The following is a 14337-nucleotide window of genomic DNA, read 5'->3' as shown; positions in this document are numbered from 1 at the left end:
GCGCCTCCTCTGAGGTGGGGGCGGCGAGGGCGTCAGCTCTCGCCGGCCTTGATGCGGTTGTAGGCTCGCAGCTGATCGCGCGTCAGTTCGAAGCGCATGCGCAGGCGAGCGTCGAGATGGATGAAACGGAGCCGGCCCTCGAGCTCGGCGATGTCGGCGGTCAGGGCGCGCACCTTGGCGGAGCCGGCGCGGCCGCCCTCGAACAGCGCGTGCAGCTCATGCTCGAGCCGCACGTAGTCGGGCGCGATTTCCTTGGCGTCCGCGATCATGGCGTCGCGAATGCGCGTGGCGGCGGCGACCTGGCCGTCGGACAGCCCGAGGCGCGCGGCCCACTGGATCACCAGCTCCGGGTCCGGGTAGCCGGCGGATTCGGCCAGCGCGGCGTCCCCGAACGCCTCGCCGGACAGGATCCGGGCCTCGTTGTCGAGCGTGTAGGTCCCGGCCGCATGGGCGGTCGAGAGGCCGAGCGCGAGCGCGGCGGCGGTCACGGCCGCCTTGGTCATGATGGTCATCTGCAGTTTCCCTCTTCGATGGAGGACCGACACGCGCCCAAATTCGCGTGTCAGCATCCGTTCAGGGAACTTAGGCCCGGTCGACGCGGGAATGTTGCAGATTTTATGCACTTTCTGCGCGAAATTCGCAGTCTGCTGAAGCGCCGAGCCGCGGCGTGCGGGGGCCGCGCTCACGCCCGGTCCTCCGCCGGGGCGAAGCGGGCCAGCGCCTCGGCCTCGGTCAGGCGGCTTTCGAGACCGGCGAGCGCGTAGATCCCCTGCTGGTTGTCGCAGAAGATCTCGCCCGTCACCTTCAGGCCCGACTGGTCGTCGAGCGCGCCCACGGACAGCTCGAACTCCGTCTCCTCCCAGGACAGGACCCGGTAGAACAGGTTCGAGCCGCAGGCGGCGCAGAAGCCCCGCTCGGCCCAGTCCGAGGAGCGGTAGCGCGCGGGCTCCCCCTCGAAGGCGACGTCCACGCAATGGACGGCCATGAACGGGCCGGTCCCCCAGCGGCGGCAGGACGCGCAGGAGCAGGCGTTGAACGCATGCTGCCGGACGTCGGCGCGGAACCGCACCGCGCCGCACAGGCAGCCGCCTTCCCTGATGTCCTTCGCGTCGGTCATATGCCTCGCTCCGCAGCGCGCCCGGCGGGCGCGTGTCGGCTGGGGGATGGGGTGTTCGGCGCGCCCCGCCCGCAGCGGGGCGGCGCGGGGCGCGCGAAGGGCCGTTCGGCCCGGTGGGGGCGGCTTACTCGGCCGCCACCGCGGCGGCGCCGGACAGCTCGGCGTGGATCGCGTCCGCCGCCTCGCGCCCGTCGCGGATCGCCCAGACCACCAGCGAGGCGCCGCGGACGATGTCGCCCACCGCGTAGACGCCGGGCAGGGCGGTCTTGTGGGTCAGGTGATCGGCCTTGATCGTGCCCCAGCGGGTCACTTCCAGCCCGTCCTCGCCCCAGAGCTTCGGCAGCTCCTCCGGCTCGAACCCGAGCGCCTTGATCACGAGATCCGCGTCCTCGGTGTAGTCCGAGCCCTCGATCTCCTCCGGCGCCTGGCGCCCCGTCGCGTCGGGCGGGCCGAGGCGCATCTTGATCGCCTTCACGCCGGTCACCGCCGCGTCGCCGGTGAAGCCGCGCGGGGCGGTCAGCCACTGGAACGACACGCCCTCTTCCTCGGCGTTCTGCACCTCGCGCTGCGAGCCGGGCATGTTGGCCCGGTCGCGGCGGTACATGCACTTGACCGAGGTCGCGCCCTGGCGGATCGCGGTGCGCACGCAGTCCATGGCGGTGTCGCCGCCGCCGATCACGACGACCTTCTTGCCCGAAGCGTTCAGCGAGCCGTCCTCGTATTCCGGCACCGAGTCGCCGAAGGACAGCTTGTTGGAGACGGTCAGGTAGTCGAGCGCCTTGACGATGCCCGGCAGCCCCGCGCCCGGCCCGCCGAGATCGCGCGACTTGTAGACGCCCGTGGCGATCAGCACCGCGTCATGCTTGGCCCGCAGGTCGGCGAAGGTGATGTCCTCGCCCACATTGCAGTTCAGCACGAACTTCACGCCGCCCTCTTCGAGCTGCTTGTTCCGGCGCATCACCACGTCTTTCTCGAGCTTGAAGCCCGGGATGCCGTAGGTCAGCAGGCCGCCGGAGCGGTCATACCGGTCATAGACGGTGACCTTGTAGCCGCGGCGGCGCAGGAAGTCGGCGGCGGCGAGGCCCCCCGGGCCCGCGCCGATGATGCCGACCGAGGCGTCCCGCTCCTGCGCGGGAACGATCGGTTTGACCCAGCCCTTCTCCCACGCGGTGTCGGTGATGTATTTCTCGACCGAGCCGATGGTGACGGTGCCGTGGCCCGACTGCTCGATCACGCAGTTGCCCTCGCACAGGCGGTCCTGCGGGCAGATGCGGCCGCAGATCTCGGGGAAGGTGTTGGTGGCCTGGGAGATGGCGTAGGCCTCCTCCAGCCGGTCTTCCGCCGTCATCTTCAGCCAGTCGGGGATGTTGTTGTGCAGCGGGCAATGCGTCTGGCAGTAGGGCACGCCGCACTGCGAGCAGCGGGAGGCCTGCTCCTTCGCCTTTTCATCGGCGTACTGGCGATAGATCTCGCCGAAATCCTCGCGGCGTTCCTCGGCGGCGCGCTTCTGGGGCATGTCGCGGGCCACATCCACGAATTTCAGCATCTTCTGAGGCATTCCGCCCTCCCGGCTTGGTCGTCGGCGCATCCCGCGGCGCATCGCGCGCGCGAGCGTCGCGCAGCCCCGGCGGCGTTTTGCCGCCGCCCGGGTCCTGGCGTTCGGTACTTAGACTGACCGGACCGGCGCGGGCCTGTCCCCAGGGGAGGCGGCGCGCATGATCCGGCGCCCGCGCCCGACATGGACGCGGCGTTCGGTCTTTGCATACCCCAAGGCGACGCAGATGAAAAGTCATAAACACTGACCTAAACCACTTCCTTTGCACCTGGCGCGACGGAATTTCGCGCCCCGTCGCCTGATTTATGGTCAGCATTGCTGACCCACCATCTTCGCGCGCCCTCGCGCCGCGTCTCGATTCGCCGGAAAGGCGCCCACGACCATGAGCCTGCTGACCCTCGTCTTCCTCGCCGTCATCCAGGGAATCACCGAGTTCCTGCCGATCTCCTCCTCCGGCCACCTGGCGCTGTTCCCGCAGCTGACGGGGGGCGAGGACCAGGGCCAGGCGCTGGACGTGGCGGTGCATGTCGGAACGCTGGTGGCGGTGATGCTGTTCTTCCGGGCCGAGACGGCGGATGCGCTGCGCGGGACCGGGCACCTGCTGGTCGGGCGCTGGAAGACGGAAGAGGCGAAGCTGGCGGCGCTGCTGGCGCTGGCCACGGTGCCGGTGATGATCGCCGGGCTGATCCTGTCGGTCACCGGGCTGGCCGACGCCATGCGCTCGGTCGAGGTGATCGCCTGGGCGACCATCGGCTTCGGCGCGCTGCTGTGGCTGGCCGACAAGAAGGGCGTGCAGACCCGGGCGTATGAGGATTGGGGCCTGCGCGACGCCGTCATCATGGGGCTGGCGCAGGCGGTGGCGCTGATCCCGGGGACCTCGCGCTCGGGCATCACCATGACCGCGGCGCGGGGGCTGGGCTATGACCGGGTCGACGGCGCGCGGATCTCCTTGCTCATGTCGATCCCGACGATCATCGCCGCCGGGGCGCTGAAGACCAAGGACCTGGTCGAGAGCGGGGATTCGGCGCTCGGCCTCGACGCGCTGATCGGCGCGGGCCTGTCCTGCGTCGCGGCGCTGATCGCGCTGTCGCTGATGATGCGGATGCTGGCGAACTGGACGATGACGCCCTTCGTGATCTACCGCTTCGCCCTCGGCGGCGCGCTGCTGGCCTGGCTGTATCTCTGACGGCTCAGCCCAGCCGTTTCTCCATGAACACCAGGACGGGGAGCACGTCCGCGGGCGCCTCGTAATAGGGCCCGCGGCCCTTGAACCCCTCGGAGCGATACAGCGCCTGCGCCGGCTTCTGGATGTAAGAAGTGTCGAGGCGCATCACCTCGTGCCCGTCCGCCAGCGCCTGCGCGCAGGCGGCCCGCAGCAGGGCGCGCGCAAGGCCGAGGCCCCGCGCCGCCGGGTCCACGAACATGCGCTTGAGCTCCACCGCCCCCGGGTCGTCCAGCGGGCGGAGCATGGCGCAGCCCATCGGCGCGCCGTCCACCCGGCCGATCAGCACGCCGCCGCTTGGGCGGGCGTGGACCGCCGGCAGCTCGGCCAGCAGCGCGTCCCAGGCGGCGGGGGGATAATACCGCTCCACCACGTGGGCGATCTCGGCCAGGTCCGTCTCGAAAAACCGCTGGAAGCCGCGGCACAGCGCGCGGGCGGCGTCGAAATCGGCGTCGGTCTCGGCCAGGGCGACCTGGATCTCGGGCATGGCGGCTCTCCTTCCCGGGCCTTGTGCCGCGGGGCGCGCCAAAAGCAAAGGGCCGCCCCGGGGGACGGCCCTTCACGTCGCCGGCAGGGCGGCGCGATCAGGCGGAGAGCTTCTTGGCGTTCTCGGTGATGTCCGAGTACTGGCCATAGGGCCGCCAGGGGTAGAGGTAGCTGTCGAGCACCGCCTCCGCCGGGGTCGGCTCGATCCCGAGGTCCGCGAAGGTCTTCGCGTCGCCGGACACCACGTTGTCGGTCTTGAGCATCTCGAGCTGGTCGAGCGTCAGCTGGGTGTTGGTCCAGATCCCGAAGGACAGCGTCTCGAGCAGGCCGAACGCCCGCGCCATCATCTTCGCGGCGAAGCGGGGCAGGGCGACGATGAAGCGGCGGCGACGGATGACGGAGAGCATCAGCTCCATCAGCTCGCGGAACGAGTAGGTCGCGGGGCCGCCGAGTTCATAGACGCCGCCCGGGGCCTCGCCCGCGGCGCAGCGCGCGGCGGCCTCGGCCACGTCGTCCACGTAGACGGGCTGGAACTTGGTCTCCGCCTCGGCGATCGGCAGGACCGGCGACAGGCGGGCCATGGCGGCGAAGCGGTTGAAGAACTGGTCCTCGGTCCCGAAGATGATCGAGGGGCGCAGGATGGCGGCGCCGGGGAACGCCTCGAGTACGGCGGCCTCGGCCGCGGCCTTGGTGCGCCCGTATTCGCCGGTCGACCCGGCGTCGGCGCCGATGGCGCTGATCTGCACGAAGCGCTGGACCCCGGCTTCGGCCGCGGCTTTGGCGACGCGGGCCGCGCCCTCGGCCTGCACGGCCTTGAAGGTCTGCTTGCCGCCCTGGGCGAGGATGCCGACGCAGTTCACGACCGCGTCCGCCCCGGCCACGGCGCGCGCCACCGAGGCGTCGTCGCGGATATTGGCCTGGATCGGCTCGACCTGGCCGACATCGCCATAGGGTTTGACGAAGATCGCCTCGTTCGGGCGGCGGACCGCGACGCGCACGCGCCAGCCGCGGCGGGCCATGGCCTGGGCGATGTAGCGGCCGACGAAGCCGGAGCCGCCGAAGATGGTGACGATGGGCGCCGAAGCGGTCATGCGAGGACCTCCCGCGTGCGGTAGGAATTCAAGGATTGGGGAGGGAGTACCGGAGCAGGGCCCTCGCCCGCAAGGAAGCGGAACGCCGCAGCCGGTCGCGCGGGGGGGCGCGGCGGGGGCGGGGCGAGCGCCCAGGCGGGCGTCGCGGGGGGGCGTCCGGGGGCGCGCGACGGAAAAAATGCATGTCGCGGCGAATTCCTGCGCAAGGGCCGTTGACAGCCCCCGCGCCGCTCCGTAGAAGCCGCGTCACACCTTGCCCAGGTGGCGGAATTGGTAGACGCGCTAGCTTCAGGTGCTAGTTTCCGTATGGAAGTGGAAGTTCGAGTCTTCTCCTGGGCACCACCCCCTCTCTCGGGTGGTTGAACGGCCAACGCGGCGATCGGGTCCCCCGGTCGCCGCGTTTGCGTTTCGGGGCCCGGCGCGCCCCGCCCCCGCCATCGGCGACCCTCCGGCCGGCCCCGCCCCCCGGGCGCCCGACGGCGGGTTGACCTTCGCGTCACCCGCGCCGCGCGATTCCCCGTCCGCGCCCCATTGACAGCCCCCGCGCCGCTGCGTAGAACCCGCGCCACACCTTGCCCAGGTGGCGGAATTGGTAGACGCGCTAGCTTCAGGTGCTAGTTTCCGTATGGAAGTGGAAGTTCGAGTCTTCTCCTGGGCACCACCTACCCCATGACCGTCCGTCGCGGCGGGAACGGGACAGGGCGGGACGGCGACGGCCGAAGCCCGCTGCCTGGACCGGACGGGGCGGAGCAGACGATGCGACATGGTGTGAAGCGCGTGAACGCGGCGATCGGAACGACCCTCGGGGCGGCGCTGATCGCCGCGTTCGCGTTTTCGGCCCCCGCAAGCGCCGGGCAGGCCGCGCCGGTCCTGCGCGTCGCCCATCCGGCCCACGCCGCGCCCGCCGCCGCCGATGCCTCCGCACGGGCCGTCGCCCATGGCGAAAACCGCCCCTTCCTGCACGTGATCACCAGCGATGCGCGCGACCCGCATGGCTGCTGCGCCGCCTGGGCCGCGCGGATGCGCGAAGCGGGCTTCCGCGTGCTGGTGGAACGCCGCCCGCCCGACATCCTCAACCGACTCAAGATCGCCTCGGGGATCACCCCGCGGCTCGCCGCCTGCCACACCGCCCGGGCGGAGGGCTACGTGATCGAGGGCCACGTGCCCGGCGGCGACATCCACCGCCTGCTGGAGGACCGCCCCGAGGCCGTCGGCCTGTCGGCCCCCGGCATGCCCGTCGGGGCCCCGGGGATGGAAGATTTCGGCCGCTCGGAAACCTATCAGACCCTGCTGATCCGGCACGATGGCGCGGTCCGGCCCTGGGCCATCCATATCGGGCGCTGATTCCCCCGCGCCCCCGCCAGAAGCAAGAGACCTGCACATGACCATCCACGCCCATGAAGGCGACCTGCCCGACGGCCTGTCGCTCGGCCCCATCGTCGCCATCGACACCGAGACCATGGGCCTGCGCCCGCATCGCGACCGTCTTTGCGTCGTGCAGCTTTCGGCCGGGGACGGGGACGCCCACGTGGTGCGCATCGCCAAGGACCAGACCGAGGCCCCGAACCTCTGCGCCATGCTGGCCGACCCGGAGGTGCTGAAACTCTACCATTTCGGGCGCTTCGACATCGCCGCGCTGGCGGGCCGCTTCGGCGTCGTCTCGCGCCCCGTCTGGTGCACCAAGATCGCCTCGAAGATGGTGCGCACCTATACCGACCGGCACGGCCTCAAGGTCCTGTGCCAGGAGCTCGCGGGCGTCGACATCTCCAAGCAGCAGCAGTCCTCGGACTGGGGCGCGGACGCGCTGTCCGAGGCGCAGCTGGCCTACGCGGCTTCGGACGTCCTTTACCTGCACAAGATCCGCGAGGTCCTGCGCGAGCGGCTGATCCGCGAGGGGCGCCTTGAAATCGCCGAGCGCTGCTTCGACTTTCTGCCGGACCGGGCGATGCTCGACCTGATCGGCTGGGACGAAGAAGACATCTTCTCGCACTGATCCAGGCCGCCCCGACTTCAAGGAGAACCCGACCCCGTGACCCAGCCTGCCCCCGCCCTGACCGACGCCGACCGCCGCGCCGCGGATATCGAGAACGGCCGCAAGGTCCTGCGCACCGAGGGCGCCGCGCTGGCCGCCTATGCGGACGACCTTGGCGAGCGGTTCGCCGACGCGGTGGCGGCGATGCATGCCTGCGAAGGGCGCGTGGTGGTCTGCGGCATGGGCAAGTCGGGTCACGTGGGGCGCAAGATCGCGGCCACCCTCGCCTCCACCGGAACGCCGGCCTTCTTCCTGCACCCGGGCGAGGCGAGCCACGGCGATCTCGGGATGCTCACCCGCGCCGACGTGGCGCTGGTGCTGTCCAACTCGGGCGCCACGCCCGAGCTGTCGGACGTCATCGCCCATACCCGGCGCTTCTCGATCCCGCTGATCGGCGTCGCGTCGAAGATGGACAGCCCGCTGATGCAGGCCGCGGACATCCCGCTCGCGCTGCCGCGGGCGCCCGAGGCCTGCCCGATGGGCCTTGCCCCGACGACCTCCACCACCCTGACCCTCGGCCTCGGCGACGCGCTGGCCGTCGCGCTGATGGAGCGGCGGGAGTTCAAGCCCGAGGATTTCCGCACCTTCCACCCCGGCGGCAAGCTGGGGGCGCGGCTGCTGAAGGTCGACGCGCTGATGCATTCGGGGGACATGCCGCTGGTCGGCCTCGACACCCCGATGACCGAGGCGCTGCTGGTCATCTCGCGCCACGGCTTCGGCGTGGCGGGGGTGATCGACGACGCGGGCCGCCTGGCGGGCGTGATCACGGATGGGGACCTTCGGCGCAAGATGGAGGGCCTGCTGGAGCGCACGGCGCGCGAGGTGATGACCGCCAATCCGGTCACCATCCCCCCGCGCGCCCTGGCGCAGGAGGCGATGGCCCTGATGAACGACCGCAAGATCACCTGCCTCTTCGTCGTCGACCCGGACGGGGGCGGCGCCCCCGCGGGGGTCATGCACGTGCATGACTGCCTGCGCGCGGGCCTCGATTCCGTCTGACCGGCCCGGCGCATGACCTATTCCCGCTTCGTCCGCTGGCTCAAGCTCGGCCTGCCGCTGATCGCGCTGGCGATCCTGTCGGCGGTGTTCCTGCTGCCCAAGGACCGCGCCTTCGACGGCGGCCTGATCTATTCCACCGCCGACCTCATCGCGCTGGGCGAGGGGATGAACGTGGACAACCCGCGCTTCACCGGCACCACCGAGGCGGGCGAGCCCTTCGTGGTCGCCGCCGACAACGCGGTGCCCGACGGGCCGAACCCCAGCCAGATCGTGCTGGCGCGGCCGCGCGCCTCGATCGACCAGGACGACAGGTCCATCTCGCTCACCGCGCGCGAGGGGGAGCTGCGCCCCAAGGCCCACCTGCTGGAGCTTTCCGGCGACGTGCGCCTCGACACCACCGACGGCTGGCAGGTGCGCACCAACTGGGTCGAGGCGGACATCAAGCGCGGCATCGTCCGCGCGCCCGGCAAGGTCCGGGCCGAGGGGCCGCAGGGCGCCATCGAGGCGGGGTCCTTCCGCGCCGAACAGGGCGGGACGGGCGATCTCGGCGCCCCTGCGGCGAATCAGGGGCTTTCCTCGGACGCCCGTTTTTGGTTCGAGAACGGCGTGAAGGTGACTTATGCTCCGCGCCCGAGGGGGGAGGCGGCGGGCGCCTCCGAGACAAGGGGAGCCGAAGAATGACGGGTTGGTTCAAGGGCGGATGCGTCGCTGCGGCGGCGGCGCTGGCGTTTTCCGCGATCGCGTCGGGCGCCTCGGCGCAGGAGAACAACCCCTTCGGGTCGTTCAAGCATGACGCCGATCAGCCGATCGAGATCGTCGCCGACAGCCTCGCCGTGGACAACGCGACCGAGACCGCGACCTTCACGGGCAAGGTCGAGGCCGCGCAGGGCACCCTGCGCCTGACCGCCGACAAGGTCACCGTCAACTATGGCGGCGGCGAGGGCGAGAACGGCCGCATCGACCGGCTGCGCGCCGAGGGCGCGGTGTTCCTGTCCAACGGGGCCGAGACCGCGGCGGGCCAGTGGGCCGATTACGACGTCTCGGGCGGCAAGGTGAACATGGGCGGCGGCGTGACCCTGACCCAGGGCGACAACGCCATCTCGGGGAACACGCTCTCCATCGACCTCAACGCCGGCAAGGGCCAGATCTCCGGGGGCCGCGTGCGTTCGGTGTTCAAACCGAAGACCGCCGGGGACGACTGAGCTTGGACGCGGACGCGCATATCGACCCCGCGCCGGGGGATCCGACCGAGGATTCGGTCTTCGCGGCCCCCGGGGCCCAGGGCCTCGTGGTGCGCGGCATCGGCAAGAGCTTCCGCCGCCGCCCCGTGGTGCGCGACGTCTCGCTGCACATGGCGCGGGGCGAGGCGGTCGGCCTGCTCGGCCCCAACGGCGCGGGCAAGACCACCTGCTTCTACATGATCACCGGGCTGATCCCGACCGACGCGGGCCAGATCTTCGTCGACGGCGCGGACGTGACCGAACTGCCGATGTATCGCCGCGCCCGCCGCGGCATCGGCTACCTGCCGCAGGAAGCCTCGATCTTCCGCGGGCTGACGGTCGAGGAGAACATCCTCGCCGTGCTCGAGCTGTCCTATGCCGAGCGCGCCCGGCGCAACGCGCGGCTCGAGTCGCTGCTGGCGGAATTCTCCATCACCCACTTGCGCCGCACCCCCGCCCAGGCCCTGTCGGGCGGCGAGCGGCGGCGGGTGGAAATCGCCCGCTGCCTCGCCTCCGATCCCGCCTATGTCCTTCTGGACGAACCCTTTGCGGGCGTGGACCCGATCGCCGTGGGCGACATCCGGGCGCTGGTCTCGCATCTCAAGGAGCGGGGGATCGGCGTCCTCATCACGGACCATAACGTCCGGGAAACGCTGGAGATCATTGACCGGGCATACATCTTGCATGATGGTCATGTCCTGATGAGCGGGAGCCCCGCCGAGGTGGTCGCGGACGAGACCGTCCGCCGCGTGTACCTGGGGCAGAACTTCCGCGTCTGAACCGGCGAGGCAGCGCGTAGCGAAGGGAGGGCCGCGTCATGAAGATGGGCCCGCGCCTCGAGCTGCGGCAGAGCCAGCAGCTGGTGATGACCCCCCAGCTGCAGCAGGCGATCAAGCTTCTGCAGATGAACAACCTCGACCTCTCGGCCTTCATCGAGGCCGAGCTCGAGCGCAACCCGATCCTTGAGCGTCCCGCCGCCGACGCGCCCGCCGATGCGCGCGGCGCGGGCGAGGCGCCGGTGGACGCCGCCGAACAGCGCGCCGCCGCCAGCGACCTGGCCGACCGGATCGACCGGCTGATCGACGATGCCGGGCCCGAGGCGATGGCCGCGGGCCTCGACCGCGGGGCCGAGAACGCCTGGGACGGCGACGCGCCGATCCGCGCCGCGCAGGACCGCGGGGCAGGGGGCGACGGCGGCACCCGCGCCTCGGGCGACGCCGCGATCACCGACATCATCGCCGACACCGCCGCCGCCGCGCCGACGCTGATCGACCACCTCTCGGCCCAGATCGGCATGACGCGCGCCCCGGCCAAGATCCGCGCCCTCGCCGCCGCCTTCGCGGCCGAGATCGACGAGGCGGGCTATTTCCGCGCCGACCTGGCCGAGGCCGCCGCCCGGCTCGGCGCCTCGACCGCCGAGGGCGAGGCCGCGCTGGCGCTGATCCATGGCTGCGAGCCGACGGGGATCGGCGCGCGGGACCTGGCCGAATGCCTCGCGCTCCAGCTCGCGGAACGCGACCGGCTCGATCCGGCGATGCGCTGCTGCCTCGAGCATCTCGACACCCTCGCCCGCGCCGATTTCGCCCGCCTCGCCCGCCAGTGCGGGGTGTCGGAGGAGGACGCGCGCGACATGGCCGCCGAGATCCGCGCGCTCGACCCGCGCCCGGCGCGCAACTTCTCGGCCGAGCCGGCGCTGGCGGCGCCGCCCGACCTGCTGGTGCGCCGCGCGCCCTCGGGCGCCTGGATGATCGAGCTGAACCCCGAGACCCTGCCGCGGGTGCTGGTCAATGACAGCTACGCCGCCGAGCTGACGGCGACGGGCGGCGTCGCGGCGAAGGAATTCGTGGCCGAGTGCCGCCAGAACGCCTCCTGGCTGGTGCGCGGGCTGGAAAGCCGCGCGCGCTCGATGCTGGCGGTGGGGGCCGAGATCCTGCTGCGCCAGGGGGCCTTCTTCGACGAGGGCGTCTCGGCGCTGCGTCCCATGACCCTGCGCGCGGTGGCCGAGGAGACGGGGCTGCACGAATCCACCGTCTCCCGCGTCACGGCCGGCAAGCGGCTGGCCTGCGAGCGGGGCGTGTTCGACCTGCGCTTCTTCTTCACCCAGGCCATCGCCGCCTCGGATGGCGGGGACGCGCATTCGGCCGAATCCATCCGCCACCGGATCAAGGCCATGATCGACGCCGAGGATCCGCGCAAGACCCTGTCGGACGATAAAATCGTTAAGACTCTCAAAGATGAGGGCGTTGATATTGCGCGGCGGACGGTGGCGAAATATCGTGAGGGCATGAGCATTCCCTCCTCGGTTCAGCGCCGACGACTCAAGGCCGCCTCGCAGGCGGGCTGAGAGTCGTTTATCGCGCCGGAGGAGGGGAGGACTCCCCCCCTTTCAGGCGCTGGCGACGATCCTTACGTAAGGTGGGCTGCCATCGCCGCGGGCGCTTTGCCCGCGGTCGTCCCGAAAGAAAGAAAACACGGGAGCTGTCATGTTCATTCAGGTCAACGGTCACCAGATCGATGTCGGCGACGCGCTTCGCCAGCATGTTGAGGAGCGCTTCGGCGCCGCCGTGGGCAAGTACTCCGAGAACCCGATCGACTGCGTGGTGACCTTCTCCCGCGATCGTCATGAACTGATCTGCGATGTGACCGCCCATCTCTCGACCGGCCTGACGGCCAAGGCCAAGGGCCGCGCCACCGACATCTACGCCGCCGCCGACGGCGCGTGCGAGCGGGTGGAAAAGCAGCTGCGCCGCTACAAGCGCCGCCTGAAGGACCACCACAAGAAGCGCTCCGAACCCGTCGAGGCGCTCGAGGCCTCGTCCTACGTCCTCCAGGGCCATGACGACGACGCCGAGGAGCCGGCGGATCTCCAGCCGATCATCGTCGCCGAAATGAAGGCGAAGATTCACACGCTGAGCGTCGGCGAGGCGGTGATGCAGATGGAGATGGCGGACGAGTCCTTCCTCTTGTTCAAGAACCATGGCACCGGCGGCCTCAACGTGGTATTCCGCCGGCCCGACGGGAACATCGGCTGGATCGACCCGGCGAACCTGTCGGACGCGTGATCGAAGCGGGAGCTCAGCCCCGCTGATCGGCGTTTACGTGCGTTGGAGGGGGTTTGCGCCCCCTCCGCGCCGCGATCGAAAGCGGAGACCCATGAACCTGGACGGACTGATCACCCCCGATTCGGTGGCCCCTGCCCTGCGTGCTTCTTCCAAGAAGCAGCTGCTGCAGGAACTGGCGAATCGAGTGGCCGAAGCCGAGGGGCTGGACTCGCGCGGCGTGTTCGACGCGCTGATGGAGCGGGAGCGCCTCGGCCCCACCGGCATGGGGCGCGGCGTGGCGATCCCGCATGCGCGCATGGAAGGCGTCTCCGAGGTGCGCGGGTTCTTCGCGCGGCTGGACCGCGGGGTGGATTTCGATGCGCCCGACGGCGCGCCGGTGGACCTGGCGTTCCTGCTGCTGGCGCCGGAAGACGCCGGGGCGGACCACCTCCGGGCGCTGGCCAAGGTCTCGCGGCTGCTGCGGGACGAGGGGCGTTGCGCCAAGCTGCGCTCGACCGCCGACGCCTCCGCGCTCTACGCCATCCTGGTCGACGACATGTCGAGCCGCGCGGCCTGATCCGCCGCCCGGGCTGACGAACCGACAGGCTGAACCGCCGCCGCGAGGGGACCCTCGCGGCGGCGGTTCGCGTTTGCGGGGCTTCCGGGAGCGCGCGAGGGAGGGCGGCCGTCGTCGGGGGGCGCGAGGCCCCCGCTCCTCCGTCCGCGCGCGCCGCGGGCGCGCGGCCCCGCCCCGAAGGGCGCCGCCCGCCCCCGGGCCGGCGCGCGAAGCCGCGCCGCGGGCGGGCGAACGGGGGGCATGCCCCCCTGAGACCGGCCGCCCCTCCCCCGCCCGAAAATTCTCGCCCACCCCTGACAGGCTCCTGACAGAACGCTGGCAGGAGGGGGGCCCTATGCCTTGGGTCATCGAAACGCAGCGCCCCGCCGGGCGCCGACACCAAGGACCGCCGCCATGACCGCCGACACCCTGACCGCCGCCGCCTCCCCCGCCGCGACCGCCGCCGCGCCCCAGCACGCCGTGATCTGGACCGAAATCCCGGTCACCGACTTTCCCGCCGCCATCCGCTTCTACGAGGCGCTCATGGGCCAGCCCCTGGCGGTGGAAGAGGACGGCGACAAGCGCATGGCGGTCTTCTCCTCCCAGCCGGGCGGGGTCGCGGGCCACATTTACCCCGGCACGCCCGCCGCGCCGGGGACCGGCCCGACCGTCCATCTTGCGCTGCCGGGCACGGTGGAAGAGTCCGCCGCCCGCTGCGTCGCCGCCGGGGGCGCGGTGATGGGCCCGGTCATCGAGATCCCGCCGGGCCGGTTCCAGTACGCGACCGACCCCGACGGCAACTCCATCGGCCTGTTCGAGAGCCGGGCCTGAGCCGGGGCGGCGCCCCCCTCCTGACAAAACGCGGGGGGGGGGGGGTTTTTTTTCCCCCCCCCCCCCCCCCTCCCCCCCCCCCCCCCCCCCCCCCCCCCCCCCCCCCCCCCCTCCCCCCCCCCCCCCCCCCCCCCCCCCCCCCCCCCCCCCCCCCCCCCCCCCCCCCCCCCCCCCCCCCCCCCCCCCC

The 14337-nt window shown here is 71.5% G+C and carries 16 protein-coding genes and 2 tRNA genes; 13 read left to right on the top strand and 5 right to left on the bottom strand.

All coding sequences use genetic code 11. The annotated features are described in order from the left end of the window. Nucleotides 1-32 precede the first annotated feature (32 nt). The 3 genes from ACQ5SO_RS11990 to ACQ5SO_RS11980 form a co-directional block, all read right to left on the bottom strand. Nucleotides 33-512 (bottom strand): Spy/CpxP family protein refolding chaperone, encoded by a 480-nt coding sequence (locus tag ACQ5SO_RS11990; RefSeq protein ID WP_430941836.1) that lies wholly within the window; start codon nt 510-512, stop codon nt 33-35. Nucleotides 513-682: 170 nt separating this feature from the next. Beyond that, nucleotides 683-1117 (bottom strand): GFA family protein, encoded by a 435-nt coding sequence (locus ACQ5SO_RS11985; protein WP_430941835.1) that lies wholly within the window; start codon nt 1115-1117, stop codon nt 683-685. Between the two features lie 124 nt (nt 1118-1241). Further along, nucleotides 1242-2675 (bottom strand): NAD(P)-dependent oxidoreductase, encoded by a 1434-nt coding sequence (locus ACQ5SO_RS11980; protein ID WP_430941834.1) that lies wholly within the window; start codon nt 2673-2675, stop codon nt 1242-1244. Nucleotides 2676-3054: 379 nt separating this feature from the next. Between ACQ5SO_RS11980 and ACQ5SO_RS11975 the strand changes: the two genes are divergently transcribed. Beyond that, on the top strand, nt 3055-3858 hold the full coding sequence (locus ACQ5SO_RS11975; protein WP_430941833.1) for an undecaprenyl-diphosphate phosphatase: 804 nt from the start codon (nt 3055-3057) through the stop codon (nt 3856-3858). A gap of 4 nt (nt 3859-3862) precedes the next feature. Here ACQ5SO_RS11975 and ACQ5SO_RS11970 read toward each other — a convergent pair whose 3' ends face one another. Together ACQ5SO_RS11970 and ACQ5SO_RS11965 are read right to left on the bottom strand one after the other, a co-directional pair. After that, nucleotides 3863-4381, bottom strand: a complete 519-nt coding sequence (locus ACQ5SO_RS11970; RefSeq protein ID WP_430941832.1) for a GNAT family N-acetyltransferase — start codon at nt 4379-4381, stop codon at nt 3863-3865. 97 nt (nt 4382-4478) lie between these two features. Further along, a complete protein-coding gene (locus ACQ5SO_RS11965) occupies nt 4479-5471 on the bottom strand; it encodes a complex I NDUFA9 subunit family protein (RefSeq protein WP_430941831.1) in 993 nt (330 codons plus the stop codon). 255 nt (nt 5472-5726) lie between these two features. On the opposite strand from ACQ5SO_RS11965, the gene ACQ5SO_RS11960 reads away from it, so the two are divergent. From ACQ5SO_RS11960 to ACQ5SO_RS11905, 12 genes are all read left to right on the top strand, one after another. Beyond that, a tRNA-Leu gene (locus tag ACQ5SO_RS11960) sits at nt 5727-5813 on the top strand. Nucleotides 5814-6045: 232 nt separating this feature from the next. Continuing rightward, nucleotides 6046-6132 (top strand) — tRNA-Leu (locus ACQ5SO_RS11955). Nucleotides 6133-6227: 95 nt separating this feature from the next. Continuing rightward, nucleotides 6228-6815: a DUF411 domain-containing protein gene (locus ACQ5SO_RS11950; RefSeq protein ID WP_430941830.1), complete on the top strand. Its 588-nt coding sequence runs from the start codon at nt 6228-6230 to the stop codon at nt 6813-6815. A 37-nt stretch (nt 6816-6852) separates the two neighbouring features. Beyond that, nucleotides 6853-7464: a ribonuclease D gene (locus ACQ5SO_RS11945; protein ID WP_430941829.1), complete on the top strand. Its 612-nt coding sequence runs from the start codon at nt 6853-6855 to the stop codon at nt 7462-7464. Between the two features lie 57 nt (nt 7465-7521). Continuing rightward, nucleotides 7522-8502, top strand: a complete 981-nt coding sequence (locus tag ACQ5SO_RS11940) for a KpsF/GutQ family sugar-phosphate isomerase (protein ID WP_430941888.1) — start codon at nt 7522-7524, stop codon at nt 8500-8502. A gap of 12 nt (nt 8503-8514) precedes the next feature. Further along, the gene (gene lptC / locus ACQ5SO_RS11935) at nt 8515-9183 is read left to right on the top strand and encodes an LPS export ABC transporter periplasmic protein LptC (protein ID WP_430941828.1); all 669 of its coding nucleotides are present in this window, start codon (nt 8515-8517) and stop codon (nt 9181-9183) included. Further along, nucleotides 9180-9704 carry a lipopolysaccharide transport periplasmic protein LptA gene (gene lptA / locus ACQ5SO_RS11930; protein ID WP_430941827.1) on the top strand — a complete coding sequence of 175 codons (525 nt, stop codon included), beginning with the start codon at nt 9180-9182 and terminating at the stop codon, nt 9702-9704. Before lptC ends, lptA begins: the two co-directional genes overlap by 4 nt. A 20-nt stretch (nt 9705-9724) precedes the next feature. After that, nucleotides 9725-10501, top strand: a complete 777-nt coding sequence (gene lptB / locus ACQ5SO_RS11925; protein ID WP_430941887.1) for an LPS export ABC transporter ATP-binding protein — start codon at nt 9725-9727, stop codon at nt 10499-10501. 38 nt (nt 10502-10539) lie between these two features. Beyond that, nucleotides 10540-12066: an RNA polymerase factor sigma-54 gene (rpoN, locus tag ACQ5SO_RS11920; RefSeq protein WP_430941826.1), complete on the top strand. Its 1527-nt coding sequence runs from the start codon at nt 10540-10542 to the stop codon at nt 12064-12066. Nucleotides 12067-12205: 139 nt separating this feature from the next. Continuing rightward, entirely contained in the window at nt 12206-12784 is a 579-nt protein-coding gene (gene hpf, locus ACQ5SO_RS11915) for a ribosome hibernation-promoting factor, HPF/YfiA family (protein ID WP_430941825.1), read from the top strand. Between the two features lie 91 nt (nt 12785-12875). After that, on the top strand, nt 12876-13340 hold the full coding sequence (ptsN, locus tag ACQ5SO_RS11910) for a PTS IIA-like nitrogen regulatory protein PtsN (RefSeq protein ID WP_430941824.1): 465 nt from the start codon (nt 12876-12878) through the stop codon (nt 13338-13340). A 393-nt stretch (nt 13341-13733) separates the two neighbouring features. Beyond that, nucleotides 13734-14150: a VOC family protein gene (locus ACQ5SO_RS11905; protein ID WP_430941823.1), complete on the top strand. Its 417-nt coding sequence runs from the start codon at nt 13734-13736 to the stop codon at nt 14148-14150. The last annotated feature ends 187 nt before the right edge of the window (nt 14151-14337 follow it).

It is taken from the genome of Rhodovulum sp. DZ06 (assembly GCF_050586345.1).
Taxonomy (GTDB): Bacteria; Pseudomonadota; Alphaproteobacteria; order Rhodobacterales; family Rhodobacteraceae; genus JBOCEF01.
This window is presented reverse-complemented; position numbering and strand designations above follow the sequence as displayed.

Excerpts from the sequence above, each read along its gene's own strand:
- hpf (WP_430941825.1), top strand. The coding sequence starts at position 12,206 with ATGTTCATTCAGGTCAACGGTCACCAGATCGATGTCGGCGACGCGCTT.
- ACQ5SO_RS11950 (WP_430941830.1), top strand. The coding sequence starts at position 6,228 with ATGCGACATGGTGTGAAGCGCGTGAACGCGGCGATCGGAACGACCCTC.
- ACQ5SO_RS11975 (WP_430941833.1), top strand. The coding sequence starts at position 3,055 with ATGAGCCTGCTGACCCTCGTCTTCCTCGCCGTCATCCAGGGAATCACC.
- rpoN (WP_430941826.1), top strand. The coding sequence starts at position 10,540 with ATGAAGATGGGCCCGCGCCTCGAGCTGCGGCAGAGCCAGCAGCTGGTG.
- ACQ5SO_RS11970 (WP_430941832.1), bottom strand. The coding sequence starts at position 4,381 with ATGCCCGAGATCCAGGTCGCCCTGGCCGAGACCGACGCCGATTTCGAC.
- lptA (WP_430941827.1), top strand. The coding sequence starts at position 9,180 with ATGACGGGTTGGTTCAAGGGCGGATGCGTCGCTGCGGCGGCGGCGCTG.
- ACQ5SO_RS11985 (WP_430941835.1), bottom strand. The coding sequence starts at position 1,117 with ATGACCGACGCGAAGGACATCAGGGAAGGCGGCTGCCTGTGCGGCGCG.
- ACQ5SO_RS11990 (WP_430941836.1), bottom strand. The coding sequence starts at position 512 with ATGACCATCATGACCAAGGCGGCCGTGACCGCCGCCGCGCTCGCGCTC.
- ACQ5SO_RS11945 (WP_430941829.1), top strand. The coding sequence starts at position 6,853 with ATGACCATCCACGCCCATGAAGGCGACCTGCCCGACGGCCTGTCGCTC.
- ACQ5SO_RS11965 (WP_430941831.1), bottom strand. The coding sequence starts at position 5,471 with ATGACCGCTTCGGCGCCCATCGTCACCATCTTCGGCGGCTCCGGCTTC.
- ACQ5SO_RS11980 (WP_430941834.1), bottom strand. The coding sequence starts at position 2,675 with ATGCCTCAGAAGATGCTGAAATTCGTGGATGTGGCCCGCGACATGCCC.
- ptsN (WP_430941824.1), top strand. The coding sequence starts at position 12,876 with ATGAACCTGGACGGACTGATCACCCCCGATTCGGTGGCCCCTGCCCTG.
- lptC (WP_430941828.1), top strand. The coding sequence starts at position 8,515 with ATGACCTATTCCCGCTTCGTCCGCTGGCTCAAGCTCGGCCTGCCGCTG.
- ACQ5SO_RS11905 (WP_430941823.1), top strand. The coding sequence starts at position 13,734 with ATGACCGCCGACACCCTGACCGCCGCCGCCTCCCCCGCCGCGACCGCC.